The sequence below is a fragment of the Tabrizicola soli genome, from assembly GCF_015999335.1.
Taxonomy (GTDB): Bacteria; Pseudomonadota; Alphaproteobacteria; order Rhodobacterales; family Rhodobacteraceae; genus Tabrizicola; species Tabrizicola soli.
The window spans coordinates 172,642-188,132 of record NZ_JAEACP010000002.1; the positions used below are offsets into that span (position 1 = coordinate 172,642).

Annotated in this window: 10 protein-coding genes; 6 read left to right on the forward strand and 4 right to left on the reverse strand. The window is 70.4% G+C overall.

What is annotated here, in order from left to right; translation table 11 throughout:
- Positions 1 to 7 precede the first annotated feature (7 nt).
- Complete coding sequence (locus I7S92_RS02800) at positions 8 to 1,996, forward strand: capsule polysaccharide biogenesis protein (RefSeq protein ID WP_435532919.1); 1,989 nt, start codon at positions 8 to 10, stop codon at positions 1,994 to 1,996.
- A 118-nt stretch (positions 1,997 to 2,114) separates the two neighbouring features.
- On the opposite strand, the gene parE is transcribed toward I7S92_RS02800, so the two are convergent.
- A complete protein-coding gene (gene parE / locus I7S92_RS02805) occupies positions 2,115 to 4,070 on the reverse strand; it encodes a DNA topoisomerase IV subunit B (protein ID WP_197641949.1) in 1,956 nt (651 codons plus the stop codon).
- A 178-nt stretch (positions 4,071 to 4,248) separates the two neighbouring features.
- The gene (locus I7S92_RS02810) at positions 4,249 to 4,908 is read right to left on the reverse strand and encodes a glutathione S-transferase family protein (RefSeq protein WP_197641950.1); all 660 of its coding nucleotides are present in this window, start codon (positions 4,906 to 4,908) and stop codon (positions 4,249 to 4,251) included.
- Between the two features lie 118 nt (positions 4,909 to 5,026).
- On the opposite strand from I7S92_RS02810, the gene I7S92_RS02815 reads away from it, so the two are divergent.
- The 5 genes from I7S92_RS02815 to I7S92_RS02835 all read left to right on the forward strand — a co-directional run bounded on the left by I7S92_RS02815 (position 5,027) and on the right by I7S92_RS02835 (position 11,304).
- On the forward strand, positions 5,027 to 6,802 hold the full coding sequence (locus tag I7S92_RS02815) for a bifunctional helix-turn-helix transcriptional regulator/alpha/beta hydrolase (RefSeq protein ID WP_197641951.1): 1,776 nt from the start codon (positions 5,027 to 5,029) through the stop codon (positions 6,800 to 6,802).
- Positions 6,803 to 7,024: 222 nt separating this feature from the next.
- Complete coding sequence (gene ppk2 / locus I7S92_RS02820; RefSeq protein WP_242070037.1) at positions 7,025 to 7,957, forward strand: polyphosphate kinase 2; 933 nt, start codon at positions 7,025 to 7,027, stop codon at positions 7,955 to 7,957.
- A gap of 217 nt (positions 7,958 to 8,174) precedes the next feature.
- Positions 8,175 to 8,822: a DUF1007 family protein gene (locus I7S92_RS02825; RefSeq protein WP_197641953.1), complete on the forward strand. Its 648-nt coding sequence runs from the start codon at positions 8,175 to 8,177 to the stop codon at positions 8,820 to 8,822.
- Positions 8,807 to 9,694, forward strand: coding sequence for a nickel/cobalt transporter (locus tag I7S92_RS02830; RefSeq protein WP_197641954.1), 888 nt, complete (start codon positions 8,807 to 8,809; stop codon positions 9,692 to 9,694). The genes I7S92_RS02825 and I7S92_RS02830 overlap by 16 nt, the downstream gene beginning before the upstream one ends.
- 260 nt (positions 9,695 to 9,954) lie before the next feature.
- Complete coding sequence (locus I7S92_RS02835; protein WP_197641955.1) at positions 9,955 to 11,304, forward strand: MATE family efflux transporter; 1,350 nt, start codon at positions 9,955 to 9,957, stop codon at positions 11,302 to 11,304.
- Between the two features lie 422 nt (positions 11,305 to 11,726).
- Here I7S92_RS02835 and I7S92_RS02840 read toward each other — a convergent pair whose 3' ends face one another.
- Both I7S92_RS02840 and I7S92_RS02845 read right to left on the reverse strand, forming a co-directional pair.
- On the reverse strand, positions 11,727 to 13,694 hold the full coding sequence (locus I7S92_RS02840) for an amidase (RefSeq protein WP_197641956.1): 1,968 nt from the start codon (positions 13,692 to 13,694) through the stop codon (positions 11,727 to 11,729).
- Between the two features lie 154 nt (positions 13,695 to 13,848).
- Positions 13,849 to 15,405, reverse strand: a complete 1,557-nt coding sequence (locus I7S92_RS02845; protein ID WP_197641957.1) for a trimethylamine methyltransferase family protein — start codon at positions 15,403 to 15,405, stop codon at positions 13,849 to 13,851.
- Positions 15,406 to 15,491 lie beyond the last annotated feature (86 nt).

The following is a 15,491-nucleotide window of genomic DNA, read 5'->3' on the forward strand; positions in this document are numbered from 1 at the left end:
CCCGGCCGTGGCGGGCAAGGGCCTGGCCGGGGTTCCGCGACGGCTCTGGCATCAGAACCTGTCGCTGGCGCGCGACCGCCGCCTGCACCGGATGCTGGAGCTTGCCGGGCACGAGCTGCGCCTGGGCCTGCCCCGGCCCGGCGACGGCGTGCTGGTCTGGGGCCGCAGCCCGACCGCCTGGCGCGGGGAACGGCTGGCGGCGGCAAGGGGCCTGCCGCTGGTCCGGGTCGAGGATGCCTTCCTGCGCTCGATCCACCCCGGCCGGGCAGGCGGGGAGGCGCCGCTGGGGCTTCTGGTGGACCCTCTCGGCGTGCATTTCGACAGCGCCACCCCCTCGGCGCTGGAGGGGATGCTGGTGGCCGGCTTGCAGGATTCGAACATTCTTGACCGGGCAAGGTTGGCAATTGCCAGAATTCAGCATCTTAATCTTTCAAAATACAACAATTTCGACCAGGATTTGCCTGCACCCGATCCCGGCTATGTCCTGGTCGTGGACCAGATCAGGGGCGATGCCGCGATCCGCCATTCCGGGGCCGGCGCCGGCGATTTTCCCGCAATGCTGGCCGCCGCGCTGCGCGAGCATCCCGAACGCCGGATCGTGATCCGCACCCATCCCGAGAGCGCCGCCGGCCTGCGTCCCGGCCATTTCGGCCGGGCCGAGGGGCGGGTCTCGCTGCTGGTCGCGCCGGTCGCGCCGCAGCGGCTGCTGGCGGCGGCGGCGGCGGTCTATACGGTGTCCTCGCAGCTGGGCTTCGAGGCGATCCTGCAGGGCCACCACCCGCGCGTCTTCGGCCAGCCCTTCTATGCCGGCTGGGGCCTGACCCGGGACGAGCGCCCCCTGCCCCGCCGCACGCGCCGCCTGACCGTCGAGGAGCTGTTCGCGGGCGCGATGATCCGCGCGCCGCTCTGGTACGACCCCTGCCGCGACCGGCTCTGCGAGGTCGAGACGGTGATCGACCAGCTCGAGGCCGAGGTCCGCGCCTTCCGCGAGGACCGGCGTGGCCATGTCGCGGCGGGGATGCGGCTTTGGAAGCGGCCGCACCTGCGGGGTTTCTTCGGCCCGCTGCGGTTCCGCGACGACCCCGAGGCGGCGGATCGGCTGGCGGCGGCGACCGGGCGCGGGCTGATGCTCTGGGCCGGGAAGGAGCCGGAGGGGTTCCGCCCGCGCGTGCCCTGCCTGCGGGTCGAGGACGGGTTCCTGCGCTCGCGCGGGCTGGGGGCGGATCTGGTGCCGCCGCTCTCGCTGGTGACCGACGACCGGGGCATCCACTACGATCCCGCGCGCCCCTCGCGGCTGGATGCGCTGCTGGCCGCTCCGATGCCGCCGGGCGGCGAGGCGCGGGCCGGGGCGCTGATTTCGGCGCTGCGTCAGCGGGGCCTGTCGAAATACAACCTCGCCGCCCCGCCCCTGCCCGCTTTGCCGAAGGGCCGCCGCATCCTGGTGCCGGGCCAGGTCGAGGACGACGCCTCGATCCTGCGGGGGGCCGGGGCGGTGCGGACGAACCTCGCCCTGCTGCAGGCGGTCAGGACGGAGAATCCGGGGGCGGTGGTGATCTACAAGCCGCATCCCGACGTGGTGGCGGGCCTGCGGGCCGGGGCGCTGACGGGGCCGGCCGACCTGGTGCTGGAGCGGGCCGATCCGGCGGCCGTGCTGGCGGAGGTGGACGAGGTCTGGACGATGACCTCGCTCCTGGGCTTCGAGGCGCTGGTCCGGGGGGTGCCGGTCACCTGCCTCGGCACGCCCTTCTACGCCGGCCGGGGCCTGACGCGGGATCTTGCTCCGGTCCCGGACTGGCGGGGGCCGGTCAGCCTGAAGCGGCTGGTCCACGCCGCGCTGGTCGAGTACCCGCGCTACCGCGACCCGGTCAGCGGGCGGGCCTGTCCGGTGGAGGTGGTGCTGGAGCGGCTGGAATCGGGTCGGGGGCTGCGGAGGGGAAGGGTGAACCGGGGGCTGGCCAAGGCGCAGGGGGTGCTGGCGGGCCGGGGATGGTGGTAGGGGCCGGATGGGGGCCCGACTGCGCGGGATGTAGGGTGGGTTATGAACCCACTTTCCGGCCAAAGGCGCAAGGTGCGCTGTAGCGCACCTTACGATGATGTCGACCGATGGTGCGAGGTCACACGTCCAGTTCCTCGACGAACCTGGCATTCTCCTGGATGTACTGGAAGCGCAATTCCGGCTTCTTGCCCATCAGGCGCTCGACCAGGTCGCCGGTCTCGCCGCCGTCCTCGTCGTCGATGCTGACCCGGATCAGCTTGCGGGTCGAAGGGTTCATCGTGGTGTCCTTCAGGTCCTTGGCGTCCATCTCGCCGAGGCCCTTGAAGCGCTGGACGTCGATCTTGCCCTTGCCGCCCAGGCCCTTGGCCAGCCAGGTCTCCTTCTCGGCGTCGTCGGCGACATACATCCGCCGCGCGCCCTGGGTCAGGCGGTAGAGCGGCGGGCAGGCGAGGTAGAGGTGGCCCTTGTCGATCAGCGGGCGCATCTGGGTGAAGAAGAAGGTCATCAACAGGCTCGCGATATGGGCGCCGTCGACATCGGCGTCGGTCATGATGATGATCTTGTCATAGCGCAGGTCGTCGACCTTGAACCTGGTGCCCATGCCGGTGCCCAGGGCCTCGCAGATGTCGCGGATCTCGGCGTTCTCGCCGAGTTTCGAGGAGGCCGCGCCGAGGACGTTCAGCACCTTGCCGCGGAGCGGCAGGAGCGCCTGGAAGTTGCGGTCGCGCGCGCCTTTCGCCGAGCCGCCGGCCGAGTCGCCCTCGACGATGAAGAGTTCCGTCCCTTCCCGGTTCTTGGCGGAGCAGTCGGTCAGCTTGCCGGGCAGCCGCAGCTTCTTGGTGGCGGTCTTGCGGGCGGTTTCCTTTTCCTCGCGGCGGCGCAGGCGTTCCTCGGCGCGCAGGACCAGGAAGTCGAGGATCGCCCCGGCGGACTTCGGGTCGGCGGCGAGCCAGGTGTCGAAATGGTCGCGAACGGCGTTTTCGACCCAGCGGGCGGCTTCCTCGGTGGAGAGACGGTCCTTGGTCTGGCCGACGAAGCTCGGCTCGCGGATGAAGATCGAGAGGAGCGCGCAGCCCCCCGTAAGGAGGTCGTCGCGGGTGATCGCCTCGGCCTTGCGGTTCTTCACCCGTTCGCCATAGGCGCGGATGCCCTTCAGGATCGCGGCCCAGAACCCGGCCTCATGCGTGCCGCCCTCGGGGGTGGGGACGGTATTGCAGTAGCTGTGCAGATAGCCGTCCTGCGCGGGCGTCCAGTTGATCGCCCATTCGACCGAGCCGGGGACCTGGTATTTCTCCTCGAAGCTGACGCGCCCGGCGAAGGGGCGTTCGGAGTAGGTCGAGACCTTGGCGAGGCTTTCGTTAAGGAAATCGGACAGGCCGCCGGGGAAGTGGAAGGTCGCCTCCATCGGCGTGTCGCCGTCGGGGATGGCCGATTTCCAGCGGATCTCGACGCCCGAGAAGAGATAGGCCTTGGACCGCGTCATCTTGAACAGGCGCGCGGGCTTCAGGCTTTGATGGCCGAAGATCTCGGGGTCGGGGTGGAAGGTGACCCAGGTGCCGCGGCGGTTCGGGGTGGGGCCGAGTTTCCGGATGCCGCCTTGCGGGATGCCGCGCGAGAAGCTTTGTTCGTAAAGCTCGCGGTTGCGGGCGACCTGGACCACCATCCGGTCGGAGAGCGCGTTGACGACCGAGGAGCCGACGCCGTTGAGGCCGCCCGAGGTGGAATAGGCCTTGTTCGAGAACTTGCCCCCGGCGTGGAGGGTGCAGAGGATGACCTCCAGCGCGCTCTTGCCGGGGAACTTGGGATGCGGGTCGACGGGGATGCCGCGGCCGTTGTCGCGCACGGTGACCGAGCCGTCGGCGTGAAGCTCCACCTCGATGCGGTTGGCATGGCCGGCGACGGCCTCGTCCATCGCGTTGTCCAGGATCTCGGCGACCATGTGGTGCAGCGCGCGCTCGTCGGTGCCGCCGATATACATGCCGGGGCGCTTGCGGACCGGCTCCAGCCCCTCGAGCACCTCGATCGAGGAGGCGTCATAGGTGGTCGCGGCCTGGGAGAGAAGGTCGTTCGGCATGGGGCATCCTGTCTGGGCTTGGCCGTATTAGATCACCTTGCGGGGGAGAGGCGCAAGATGTGGGGGGCGCGCTGGCCGTGACGCCGGACCGGGAGGCACAGCCGGGCCCCCCGTGGGATATTTGCGCCGGTATGAAACCGGCTTGCCTGGAGATCGTCGGCGAGACGTTTCGCCGGTCTTACGCGGGTTCCGCCAGCCGGGCGGTCCACATCCGCTGGAACGCCGGGCGGGCGTGGCAGGCGGCGAGCCAGGCCTGCACCGCCGGGAACTCGGCGATCAGCGTCCGGTGGCCCTGGGCATAGCGCAGGCATTCGGCGAGGTTGAGGTCGGCCACGGTGAAGCGGTCCCCGACCAGGTGGCTGTGCGCCGCCAGATGCGTCTCCAGCCGCTTCAGCGGGCGGCGCAGCTTTTCGGCGCAGATCGCGATGGCGCCCTGGCCCTCGGGCGTCTGGTCGCCGCCGGCCCCGACGATGTTCTGGATCTCCAGCGCCGGGCCCTCGACGGCCGTCACGGCGAGAAGCGTCCACTGGTCGATCAGCGCCTGTTCGGCCGGGGTGCGGGGCCCGAGGTCGCCGCCGCGGGTGCGGGCGATGTGGTTGGTGATCGCCAGCGATTCGGTAAGCGTCAGGTCGCCCTCGACATAGGCCGGGATCTGGCCCTGCGGGTTGACCTGCAGGAAGGCGGCCGAGGTGGTGTTCAGCTGCGCGTCGGGGGCGCTGGCCTGCGGCAGCCGGTAGGCCTGGATCACCGGGACATGGTCGAAGGCCATGTCCAGCTCATACATCAGCCAGACCGGGCGCGAGGCGCGGCTGCGGAAGACGCCGTAAAGGGTGGGCATCGGAAAACTCCTGTGGTGACGGGCAAAGCCTAGTGGGTGTAGAAGACAAGAAAAAGGGGGCCCTTGCGTCGTTTGCCGGCGCAGGAGTGCGGGCCCTGAACGTGACCAGTGTGGCGAGATGACCGAATCCGGGCCGAAAACCGTCGCCGCGTCCTTCGCCGATCGCGACCACCGCGCCGAGATCGTCGAGCGGCTTTACGACGTGGCGGTGGATCCGATCCGGCTGGAGAAACTGCTGGAGGCCTGGGAAGGCCGCATCGCCCCGCTGCGCGACAGTTCCATCGCGCTGGACGACCCCGAGATCGAGGCGCATCTGGCGCGGGCCTCGGTGTTCCTCGACCGCTATGAGGCCGCCGTGCGCGAGGCGGGGCCGCGTTCGGTGCTGGAGGAGATCCCGCGCTCGGCCGCCTTCCTGGCGGACGGGGGGGCGCAGGTCGCCTGCTGCAACCGGGCGGCGGCAGTTGCCTTCGGGATCGCCGAGGGCGGGCCCTTCGCCGCCCTGCCCTTCGAGGCCGAGGACCGCGAACTCTTGCAGGGCGTGATCCGCAAGGTGGCTGCGCGGCGGGCCGAGAAGGTGGTGACGCTGCGCATCCGCTCGACCGTCACCGGCAGCCCGGTGATCCTGCGGGTCAGCCCGGTCGAGGGCGGGGGACCCAGGCCGCTGGCGCTGGTGGTCTCGACCGAACTGGTCTGGCCCGAGGGCTTTGCCGACACGGTGCAGGAGGCCTTTGGCCTGACGGCGGCCGAGGTCGAGATCGTGCGCGGGGTGACGCTGGGCCTGCCCCTCCGCGACATCGCCGAGGCGCGGGGCCGGTCGCTGGAGACGGTGCGGACGCAGGTGCGCTCGGTCCTGGCCAAGACCGAGACGCACAGCCAGTCGGAACTGGTGCGCGTGGTGCTGGGGCTGATGGATGTGGCGTTGCTGCCCCTGGGCGGGCAGGCCGGGCCGCTGCCGCGCGGGGCGCTGGAGGCCCGGCCGGTGCAGGAGATGCGCGGGCCGGACGGGCGGCGGCTGAGCTGGATCGGTTTCGGCGATCCGGCGGGGCGGCCGGTCCTCTACATGCACCTCGACTACGGGCTGATCCGCTGGCCCGCCGCGGCCGAGCGGGCGGCGGCGGCGCGGGGGTTGCGGGTGGTCGTGCCGGTCCGCGCCGGCTATGGCCGGACGGAACCCCTGCCGAAAGGCGCGGACCATCTGGAGGGGGTGACGCAGGACTATGCCGCCGTGCTGGACCATCTGGGCCTGAAGGGCGCGGTGGTGCTGCCCCTGGGCGCGGACCTGCGCTTTGCGACGAACCTGGCGAACCGGCGGCCCGACCTGGTATGCGGCATCGTCGGCGCCGCCTGCCAGCTGCCGGTGCGCACGCCCGCGCAATACGAGCGGATGGACAAGTGGCAGCGCTTCATCCTGGCCAATGCGCGCCATGCGCCAAGGGTCTTGCCCTTCCTGGTGCAGGCGGGCTTCAGCCTGGCCCGCCGCCTGGGCAAGGAGGCTTTCTTCCGCCAGGTGAACGGCGGCAGTCCGGCCGACATGGCGACCTTCGCGCAACCCGAGGTGAAGGCGGCGGTGCTGGAAGGGTCCGAGGTCTGCCTGGCGGCGAAATGGTCGGCCCATGCGGCCTTTACCGCCGAATGCATCGGGTCCGAGAGGGACTGGTCGGCGGTCGTCCGCGCGGTGCGGGTGCCGGTCCGGCTCTTGCAGGGCGATCAGGACCCGCAGTCCCCGGTGCAGACGATCCGCGAACTGGCGGCGGACTATCCGCATCTGGAGGTGGAATTCCTGGCCGGGACCGGGCAGCTTCTGTTCTTCGCGGCCTGGCCGCAGGTGCTGGAGGCGGTGGAGCGGATGCAGGCGCGGGCCGCGACGGGGCAGCCTGCGGCCGCTTACCCTTGATGGGGTATGCGGGTCATTCCGCCAGCGGCTAGTCTGATCGGGCCGCGAGGCATTGGCGGCATCTCTTTCCGAGCTGTCCTTGATCCATGGGGCGGCAGGATCCGGATCCGTGCCGCCCCTTTTCCCTCGCATTTCGCGCCGGGGTTGATCCGGGTCAAGGCGGCGTGCAGGGTTTTGTGCATGGGTGCCGCCGGTGTACCCGGTGCAGGAGCGCAGATGCCCATGGACGACAGCAAGACGATCGATACCGCCGCCGCCGTGACCGCCGGCGCCCCTGCCGCGCCGGGTCCGAAAAGCTTTCCGGTGGCGGACAGCCCCCTGCACCAGGCCTTCGAATCCGGCCGCTACCCCTATGCCCGCCTGATGGGCCGCGCCACCTACGAGGCGGAAAAGGCCCGGTTGCAGGCCGAGCTTCTGAAGGTGCAGATCTGGGCGCAGGAGACCGGGCAGAAGTTCGTGATCCTGATGGAGGGCCGCGACGCCGCCGGCAAGGGCGGCACGATCAAGCGTTTCATGGAGCATCTGAACCCGCGCTACGCAAGGGTCTGCGCCCTGACCAAGCCCTCGGACGTGGAGAAGGGCCAGTGGTTCTTCCAGCGCTACATCGCGCATCTGCCGACGGCGGGGGAAATGGTGTTCTACGACCGCAGCTGGTACAACCGCGCCGGGGTGGAGCGGGTGATGGGCTTCTGCACGCCCAGCGAATACCTGGAATTCATGCGCCAGGCGCCGGAGCTGGAGCGGATGCTGGTGCGCTCGGGGATCCGGCTTTACAAATACTGGTTCAGCGTGACGCAGAAGGAACAGCGCGCGCGGTTCCTGGCGCGGGAGACCGATCCCCTGAAGATGTGGAAGCTGTCGCCGATCGACAAGGCGTCCCTGGACAAGTGGGACGATTATACCGAGGCGAAGGAGGCGATGTTCTTCTACACCGATACCGCCGACGCGCCCTGGGTGATCGTCAAGTCGGACGACAAGAAGCGGGCGCGGCTGAACTGCATGCGGCATTTCCTGTCGACGCTGGATTATCCGAACAAGGATCATGCCGTGGTCGGCACGCCCGATCCCCTGATCGTGGGCCGCGCGGTGCAGGTGCTGGGGATGGGGCCGGAGATCTACGACTCGGCGACCCATCCGGCGATGCAGCGCGGGTAAGGGGCGGCTGTTGAATCGGGCGCTGGCGCGCGAAGCCTTTTCCTCTCGTCGTCGGGGCTTGCGCCCTCCTCCTCGGTCGCTGGGGGCGCTTCGCCCCCCCCCATGCCGACTGTTTCTCGAACCGATGGCGCAACAGTCGGCATAGCCCGAGAGTATTTCTGCCAAGAGGAAGCTGCGGGTCTTGGCCCTGAAAGTCGGGTTGGGTAGGTTGCGCGCCATGCGGATGATCGGCGTGATCTGTGGAGTTCTGGCGGCGGGCCCGGCGCTGGCGCATCCGCATGTGTTCATCGACGCCACGGTCGAGGTGATCCTGAACGAGCGGAACGAGGCGACCGGGATCCGCATCGGCTGGACCTATGACGAGCTTTACTCGCTGTACATCATCGGCGACCTGGGGCTGGACCCGGATTGGGACGGCAAGCTCACGCCCGAGGAAGCGACGCGGTTGTCGGGTTTCGACATGAACTGGGACCAGGGCTTTGCCGGCGACACCCATGCGGCGCTGGCCGGGGCCGGGCTGGAGCTGTCGCGGCCGATGGAGTTTTCGGCCTCATATGCCGGGGGGAAGATCACCTCGACCCATCTGCGGGTCTTCGACGCGCCGGTGCCGCTGGCGGGGGGCGAGCTGGTGATCCGGGCCTATGATCCGGGCTATTACGTCGCCTATGCGATCCCCGGCAGCGCGGTGCTGACCGGGGGCGAGGGCTGCTCGGCCGGGGTGGTCAGGCCGGATCCCGATGCGGCGCAAAAGGCGCTGCTGGCGGCGCTGGCGGGCTATGCGCCGGATGAGGATCCGGAGGCCGAGTTTCCCGAGGTGGGGGCGAATTTCGCCGATGTGGTGCGGGTGACATGCGCCGCGGGCTAGGGCTGGCCGGGCTGGCCCTGCTGCTGGTCCTGCTGCTTCTGTGGCTGGCTGGCGCGCTGGACGGGCCGGCCCTGTGGCTGGAGGCGGCGCAGCGCGCGACGCAGGAGCGGCTGGCGGGCGCGATCCGGGCGCTGCGCGGCGGCGAGCCGGGGGCGCTGGCCGCGTTCTGGGGCGTCTGCCTCGCCTATGGCGTGCTGCATGCGGCGGGGCCGGGGCATGGCAAGCTGGTGATCGGCGGCTATGGCGTGGCGCGGCGGGTGCCGGTCGGGCGGCTGGCGGGGCTCGCGCTTCTGTCCAGCCTGGCGCAGGCGGCGGTGGCGGTGGCGCTGGTCTATGCGCTGGTCGCGGCGCTGGGCCTGGCGCGCGGCGCGGTGGAGGGCACGGCCGAGGACTGGCTGACGCCCATGGGCCATGCGATGATCGCCGGGCTGGGGCTCTGGCTGGTCCTGCGCGGGGTCCGTGGCCTGAAGCATGATCACGGGCACGACCACGGCCATGAGCACGAGCACGGACCGGGCTGCGGCCATGCGCATGGGCCCTCGGTCGCCGAGGTGGAGCGGGTGACCGGCTGGCGCGATGCGGCGCTGCTGGTGGCGGGAATCGCGATCCGGCCCTGTTCGGGCGCGCTCTTCGTGCTGGTGCTGACCTGGCAATTGGGGATCGCGCCGGCGGGGGTGATCGGGGCCTTCGTCATGGGTCTGGGCACGGCGCTGGTCACGGTGGCGGTGGCGCTGATGGCGGTCTGGGCGCGCGAGGGCGCGCTGGCCGGGCTTGGCGGCGGCCGGGTCGCGCGGGTGCTTCCGCTGCTGGAGCTGACCTTGGGCACGGCGATCGCGCTGGCGGCGCTGATGCTTCTGTGGCGCGGGGCCTGACGCCGCGCCGGGAGGCTTGCGGAGCGGCTGCGGCCGTATCGACCCGACCGCCTGATCGCCGGGCGCGAGGGATGACGGGCGCTGCCTCTGTCGCGCTGCGACGGATGGGCAGTCCGCGAAGCCCGCGCGCACTGGCCGATCGCGCGGCCTGACCAGGATTGCGGCAGGCCTATCCCCGCGGGCCCTTGCCGGGCCTGTCGCCGCGGCGCGGCGGATCCGGTGGCTTGTGAAGGCCGCGCCCCTTGGCTAAGCCTGACCGCATGACGCAGGACATGTCCAACTCCACCCACGCGAGGGAGACGCTCGCGCTGGGACTTCCCCTTGCGGGGTCCTCGCTGGCGCAGATGGCGCTGCATGTGACCGATGTGGTCATGGTCGGCTGGTATGGCGTGGTGCCGCTGGCGGCGGTGGTGCTGGGGGCGTCCTCGTTCTTCATCGTCTATGTGCTGGGCGCGGGCTTTGCGCGGGCCGTGCTGCCGATGGTCGCCGCCGCCCTGGCGCGGGGCGACGAGACGCAGGTCCGGCGCGACACGCGGATGGGGCTGTGGCTCTCGATCGGCTTTGGCCTGGCGGTGGCGCCGGTCTTCTGGTGGTCGGGGCCGATCCTGCTGGCGCTGGGCCAGAAGCCCGAGGTCGCGGCCCTGGCGCAGGGCTATCTGCGGATCGCCGGGGCGGGTCTGGTGCCGGCGCTTTGCGTGACGGTGCTGCAAAGCTACCTCTCCGCCTTCGGGCGGACGCAGGTGGTGCTCTGGGTCACTCTGGCGGCGGTCGGGCTGAACATCGCGGTCAACTGGCTGCTGATCTTCGGCAACTGGGGTTTTCCCGAGATGGGCGCGCGCGGATCGGCCGTGGCGACGCTGAGCGTGCAGGTCATGTCGCTGCTGTTGCTGGGGCTATACGCCGGACTTCTGCCCGAGTTGCGGAAGTTCCACCTGTTCCAGCGGTTCTGGCGGGCGGACTGGTCCTCGCTGCGGCTGGTCTGGCGGCTGGGCCTGCCGATCGGGCTGACCGGGCTGGCCGAGGGCGGGCTGTTCCACGCCTCGGCGCTGATGATGGGCTGGATCGGCACGGTGGAACTGGCCGCGCATGGCATCGCGCTGGAAGTCGCGGCGCTGACCTTCATGCTGCATGTCGGGCTGTCCAGCGCAGCGACGATCCGGGTCGCGCGGTTCGAGGGGCGCCAGGAATGGCCCGCGCTGCGCCGGGCCGCCGGGGTGGCGGTGGCCTTGTCGCTGGTGGTGGCGGTCGGCTCGGTCACGGTGTTCCTGACCATGCCCCGGCCGATCGTGGGCCTGTTCCTGGACATGGCCAAGCCGGAAAGCGCGGCGATCCTGGCCTATGGCACGGTGCTCCTGATGGTGGCGGGGCTGTTCCAGCTGGCGGACGGGATGCAGGTCATGGCGCTGGGCCTCCTGCGCGGCGTGCAGGATACGCGGGTGCCGATGATCCTGGCGGCGGTGAGCTACTGGCTGATCGGGATTCCCTGCAGTTACCTCCTGGCCTTCCAGGCGGGGCTGGGCGGGGTGGGGCTGTGGCTGGGGCTGGTGGTGGGCCTGTTCTGCGCGGCCGGCAGCCTGATGTGGCGGTTCTGGCGGCTGGCGCGGGTCTGAGACCGGAGCGCCCCCTACCTTGGTGAGGGGAGGCGTTCCCCTCGCCACCCGCGCTCCTTCCCCGATCTGGAAAGGGATGGGACGGGCGACGGGCACCGGCAGGCGACGAGGCCGCTGCCGTCGCCGGCACAGGCATGACCACGCAATCCTGCCTCCGCCCCGTCGCGTCCTGCCCGCCGGCCCGCAGCACCAGACCTCTACCACTCCCACGAGGGGAGGCGCGACCTCGCACGTTTCGCACCACCCGCCATCCTGCTCCTGCGCGACCCCGAACCGCTGCCTGCCGCTCGACGTCGGGTGAACTGGAGGCAACTGCGTCGGCCCGCGCCCCCTTCTCGCGATACGTCCCGCCTTTCATACTGGCCCGAATATCCCCGCCGGAGGCATCTCGCCCCTCCACACCTCGGGGGCGTGGCGCAGGATCAGCTGTCCGACGCGGAGAGGTCGAGCATCGCGCCCTGCCCGTCCGCGAAAAGCGCGATCGCCAGCGGGCCGTAGGGCGGAAGCCAGGGGCTGTGCCGGTGCCTGTTCCCGGCCAGGGTCAGGCTGGCGGAGGTGGCCGGCAGGCCCGGGACGGGCTGGCCGTCCACCCAGGCCCAGAGCATCGGCGCGCTGGCGGCCAGGGTCAGGCCGAGCCGCCCCTGCTGGCGCGAGATGGTGACCGTGAGCCTTGGCGCCGCTGCGTCGCGGGGCGACAGGACCGGCGGCGCGGGCAGGTCGGGGGTGCGCGGCGGCGCGGTGCGGTGGGGGCCGGTGGCCTCGAACGCCAGGGCCAGTTGCAGGAGCGCCGCATCGTCCTGGGCGCGGCCCGCGAAGGTCAGGCCCATGGGCATCCCGGTGTCTTCCATGGTGCCCATCGGCAGGGTGACGGTCGGGATGCCGAGGTGCCGGATCGCCAGGTTGCCGTTCGCGACCCAGGTGCCGTTGCGCCAGGCGAGATCGGCGGAGGCGGGGTTCACGTCGGCGTCCGCAGGCGCCACATCGGCCAGTGCCGGGAAGACCACGGCGTCAAGCCGAAGGTCGTCCATCCAGTCCTCGAGATCCTGCTTGCGGGTGGCTTCCAGGCCCCGGAGGCCCTCCTCCAGCGTGGGGATCCGGCGGAAGTCGTCGCAGGGATGGGCGCGGGCCTGCTCGGGGTAATGCGCGATGTCATCGTCGAACCCGGCATAGCGGTCGGGCAGCGCGCCGGGTGGGTGCGGAAAGATCGTCGCGCCGTCCACCTCGGCCAGGCTGCCCGGCGTGCCGCCGTTCGCGCGCAGGAAATCGTCCCAGGACCAGGCGGAAAGGTCGACGATCTCGTGCTTGAGGTAGCCCGGCGGGACGAGGCCGCGCGTGGCGATCGAGGGCGCGCCGGGGCGGTCGGCTTCGTAATTGGTGACCACGGGGAAATCGGTGACAAGGATGGTGGCCCCGGCCGCCTCCATCGCCTTGCGGGCTTGCTCCCAAAGCGCGATCACCGAGGGCCGGGTCATTATCCGCTGGCCGGTGGGACCGCCGATCCCCTGCCCTCCGGCCTGGGCGTCGGCGTTGATGTACATGGCGGGGATGGCGATGCGCTTGCCCTTCAGCGTCGCGCTTGCCGCAAGGGCGGGGTAACTCGTGGGGCGGTGTCGCGAGGGTTTCGGCAAGCGAACCCAGGGCTGGGCGCGCCAGAAGTCGCCGCGCGTCTCGGGATCGTCTGCGACCAGCGTGTCGAGAAGGAGCAGGAGGTCGGCCATGCTGCGGGTATGGGGGACGACCACGTCCATCGTGGGGACGAGCGGCCAGTTGCCCCGGACCGAGATCACCCCGCGCGACGGCGTATAGGCGCAAAGCCCGTTCAGCGCGGCGGGGGCGCGGCCGGAGGACCAGGTCTCCTCCCCCAGGCCGAAGGCCGCGAAGCTGGCGGCGGTGGCCGTGCCCGAGCCGTTGGAGGAGCCGGAGGCGAAGGCGGCGGTCAGCCAGTCGGCGCTGTAGGGGCTTTCCGCCCGGCCGTAGAGCCCGCGCTGCATGCCGCCGTTCGCCATCGGGGGCATGTTGGTCAGCCCGACCAGCACCGCCCCGGCGGCGCGCAGCCGGGCGATGGCGAAAGCATCGTCGCTGGCAATGAGCCCGGCAAAGGCGGGCGAGCCTGCGGCGACGGTCAGGCCCCTGGCCTTGAAGCTGTCCTTGGCGGTATAGGGGATGCCGTCGAGCGGGCCGAGCGCCTTTCCCGCCGCGCGCCGGAGGTCGGAGGCGCGGGCGTCGGCAAAGGCCTGCGGATTCAGGACCGGAATGGCGTTCAGCCGGGGGCCGCAGCGGTCATAGGCGGCGATGCGCTGCAGGCAGGCGGCCAGCAGCGCGACCGAGGTGGTGCGGCCCTCGGCCAAAGCGGCGGCGAGGTCGGCGAGAGAGGCTTCGACAGGGGTCATGGCGGCTTCTCGTGCTGGCGATCCCGAATGGTTTGCCGCAAGGGCCGCTTTCGTCAATGGCAGGACGGCCTCACCCGGCGCGACGGCGATTTCCGAACGGAAATCGTGCCGGAAATCGTTCGATTTCCGGTGGCCCGTGCCGCCGGGGATGCGCCTAGAAATCGGTCGGCGCGCCGCCTTCCTGCTTCCTTCGGGCGACGAAGCGGGTCAGTTCCTCCTGCGCCGCATGGTCCATCTCCGGCGCCTCGAATTCGGCCAGGATCTGCTTGTAGATCCGGTGCGCGCGCTCGACCGTCCAGACCGATCCGTCCGCCTGCCACGCCTCGTAGTTCCGCCAGTCGCTGACGAAGGGCGCATAGAAGGCGTGCTGGTAGCGCTCCTGGGTGTGCTGGACGCCGAAATAATGCCCCCCTGCGCCGACCTCGCGGATCGCGTCGAAGGCGAGGTCGTCCTCGGTGGTGGCCCAGGTCGCCCCCTCGAAATAGCGCTGGATCATCTGCAGGACCTCGCAGTCCATGATGAATTTCTCGGGGCTCGCGATCAGCCCGCCCTCCAGCCAGCCGGCGGCGTGGTAGACCATGTTGGTGCGCGACTGGACCGAGGCCCAGAGCGAATTCGACGTCTCCCACATCGCCTGGCCGTCGGGGACGTTGGCGGCGCAGACGCCGGAGGAGCGCAGCGGCAGCCTGTAGTGCCGGACAAGCTGGCCGGTCATCTGCGTCGCGCGCATGTATTCCGGGGTGCCGAAGGCCGGGGCGCCGGACTTCATGTCCACGTTCGAGGTGAAGGTGCCGATGGCGACCGGGCAGCCCGGCGCGATGTATTGCAAAAGCGCGATGGCCGCCAGCGCCTCGGCGATCGACAGCGCCACCGCGCCGGCCAGGGTGACGGGGGCCATCGCCCCGGCCAGGGTGAAGGGCGTCACCACCACCGGCTGGCCGCGTTTCGCCATCCGCATCGCGCCGTCGAGCATCGGGTAGTCGTGCTTCAGGGGCGAGACCGAGTTGATGTTGGTATAGAGCCTCGGCTTCGCGTCGAATTCCGAATGGGTCAGCCCCCCCGCGATGCGGACCATCTCCATCACGTCCTCGACCCGCTCGGCCCCCAGCGAATAGGCGTGGACGACCTTGTCGGTGAGGGTCAGCTTTTCGTGAAGGCAGTCGAGGTGGCGGACGCTGGCGTGGATGTCCACGGGTTCCACCGGATAGCCGCCCGCGATGTGGATGCAGTTGAAATACTGCGTCAGCTTCATGAATTCCTTGAAGGATTCGAAATCGCCCGAGCGCTTGCCGCGCTCCATGTCCCAGGCGTTCGGCGGCGAGGAGACGTTCACGAACAGCATGTGCTTGCCGCCCATGACCACCTCGTGGTCCGGGTTGCGCGGCGTGATGGTAAAGCTTTCCGGCGCGCGGGCGAGCATCTCCATCACGAAGGCTTCGTCCATGCGGACGTTGGTGCCGGTGACGATGCAACCGGCGCGGCGCAGGTGCTCCACCGCCGCGGGGTTCAGGAACTCGATCCCGATGTCGGACAGGATCCGCATCGCAGTCTTGTGGATGCGCTGCACCCCGTCGGCGTCCAGGGGCTCGGTCGGGGCGTCGGGGTTGACCGGGATGCGCCAGGGCATCTGGTCGATGGCGGCCGAGCCCGCGCGCACCTTCATGCCCGCGCGTCCACCGGCGCGTTTCTTACGGGTTGGCTCATCGGTCATCGCATCCTCCGCTGTCTTGGCGGCAGGATGACGGAAGCGCGCGGGCGATGGGAACCGCAGGAGCGACGCAAATGCGTCGTTTTCAG

Bases quoted from the DNA above. Each gene is read 5' to 3' on its own strand.
- I7S92_RS02835 (WP_197641955.1), top strand. From the start codon at position 9,955: ATGACGCAGGACATGTCCAACTCCACCCACGCGAGGGAGACGCTCGCG.
- parE (WP_197641949.1), bottom strand. From the start codon at position 4,070: ATGCCGAACGACCTTCTCTCCCAGGCCGCGACCACCTATGACGCCTCC.
- I7S92_RS02840 (WP_197641956.1), bottom strand. From the start codon at position 13,694: ATGACCCCTGTCGAAGCCTCTCTCGCCGACCTCGCCGCCGCTTTGGCC.
- ppk2 (WP_242070037.1), top strand. From the start codon at position 7,025: ATGGACGACAGCAAGACGATCGATACCGCCGCCGCCGTGACCGCCGGC.
- I7S92_RS02825 (WP_197641953.1), top strand. From the start codon at position 8,175: ATGCGGATGATCGGCGTGATCTGTGGAGTTCTGGCGGCGGGCCCGGCG.
- I7S92_RS02815 (WP_197641951.1), top strand. From the start codon at position 5,027: ATGACCGAATCCGGGCCGAAAACCGTCGCCGCGTCCTTCGCCGATCGC.
- I7S92_RS02845 (WP_197641957.1), bottom strand. From the start codon at position 15,405: ATGACCGATGAGCCAACCCGTAAGAAACGCGCCGGTGGACGCGCGGGC.
- I7S92_RS02830 (WP_197641954.1), top strand. From the start codon at position 8,807: ATGCGCCGCGGGCTAGGGCTGGCCGGGCTGGCCCTGCTGCTGGTCCTG.
- I7S92_RS02810 (WP_197641950.1), bottom strand. From the start codon at position 4,908: ATGCCCACCCTTTACGGCGTCTTCCGCAGCCGCGCCTCGCGCCCGGTC.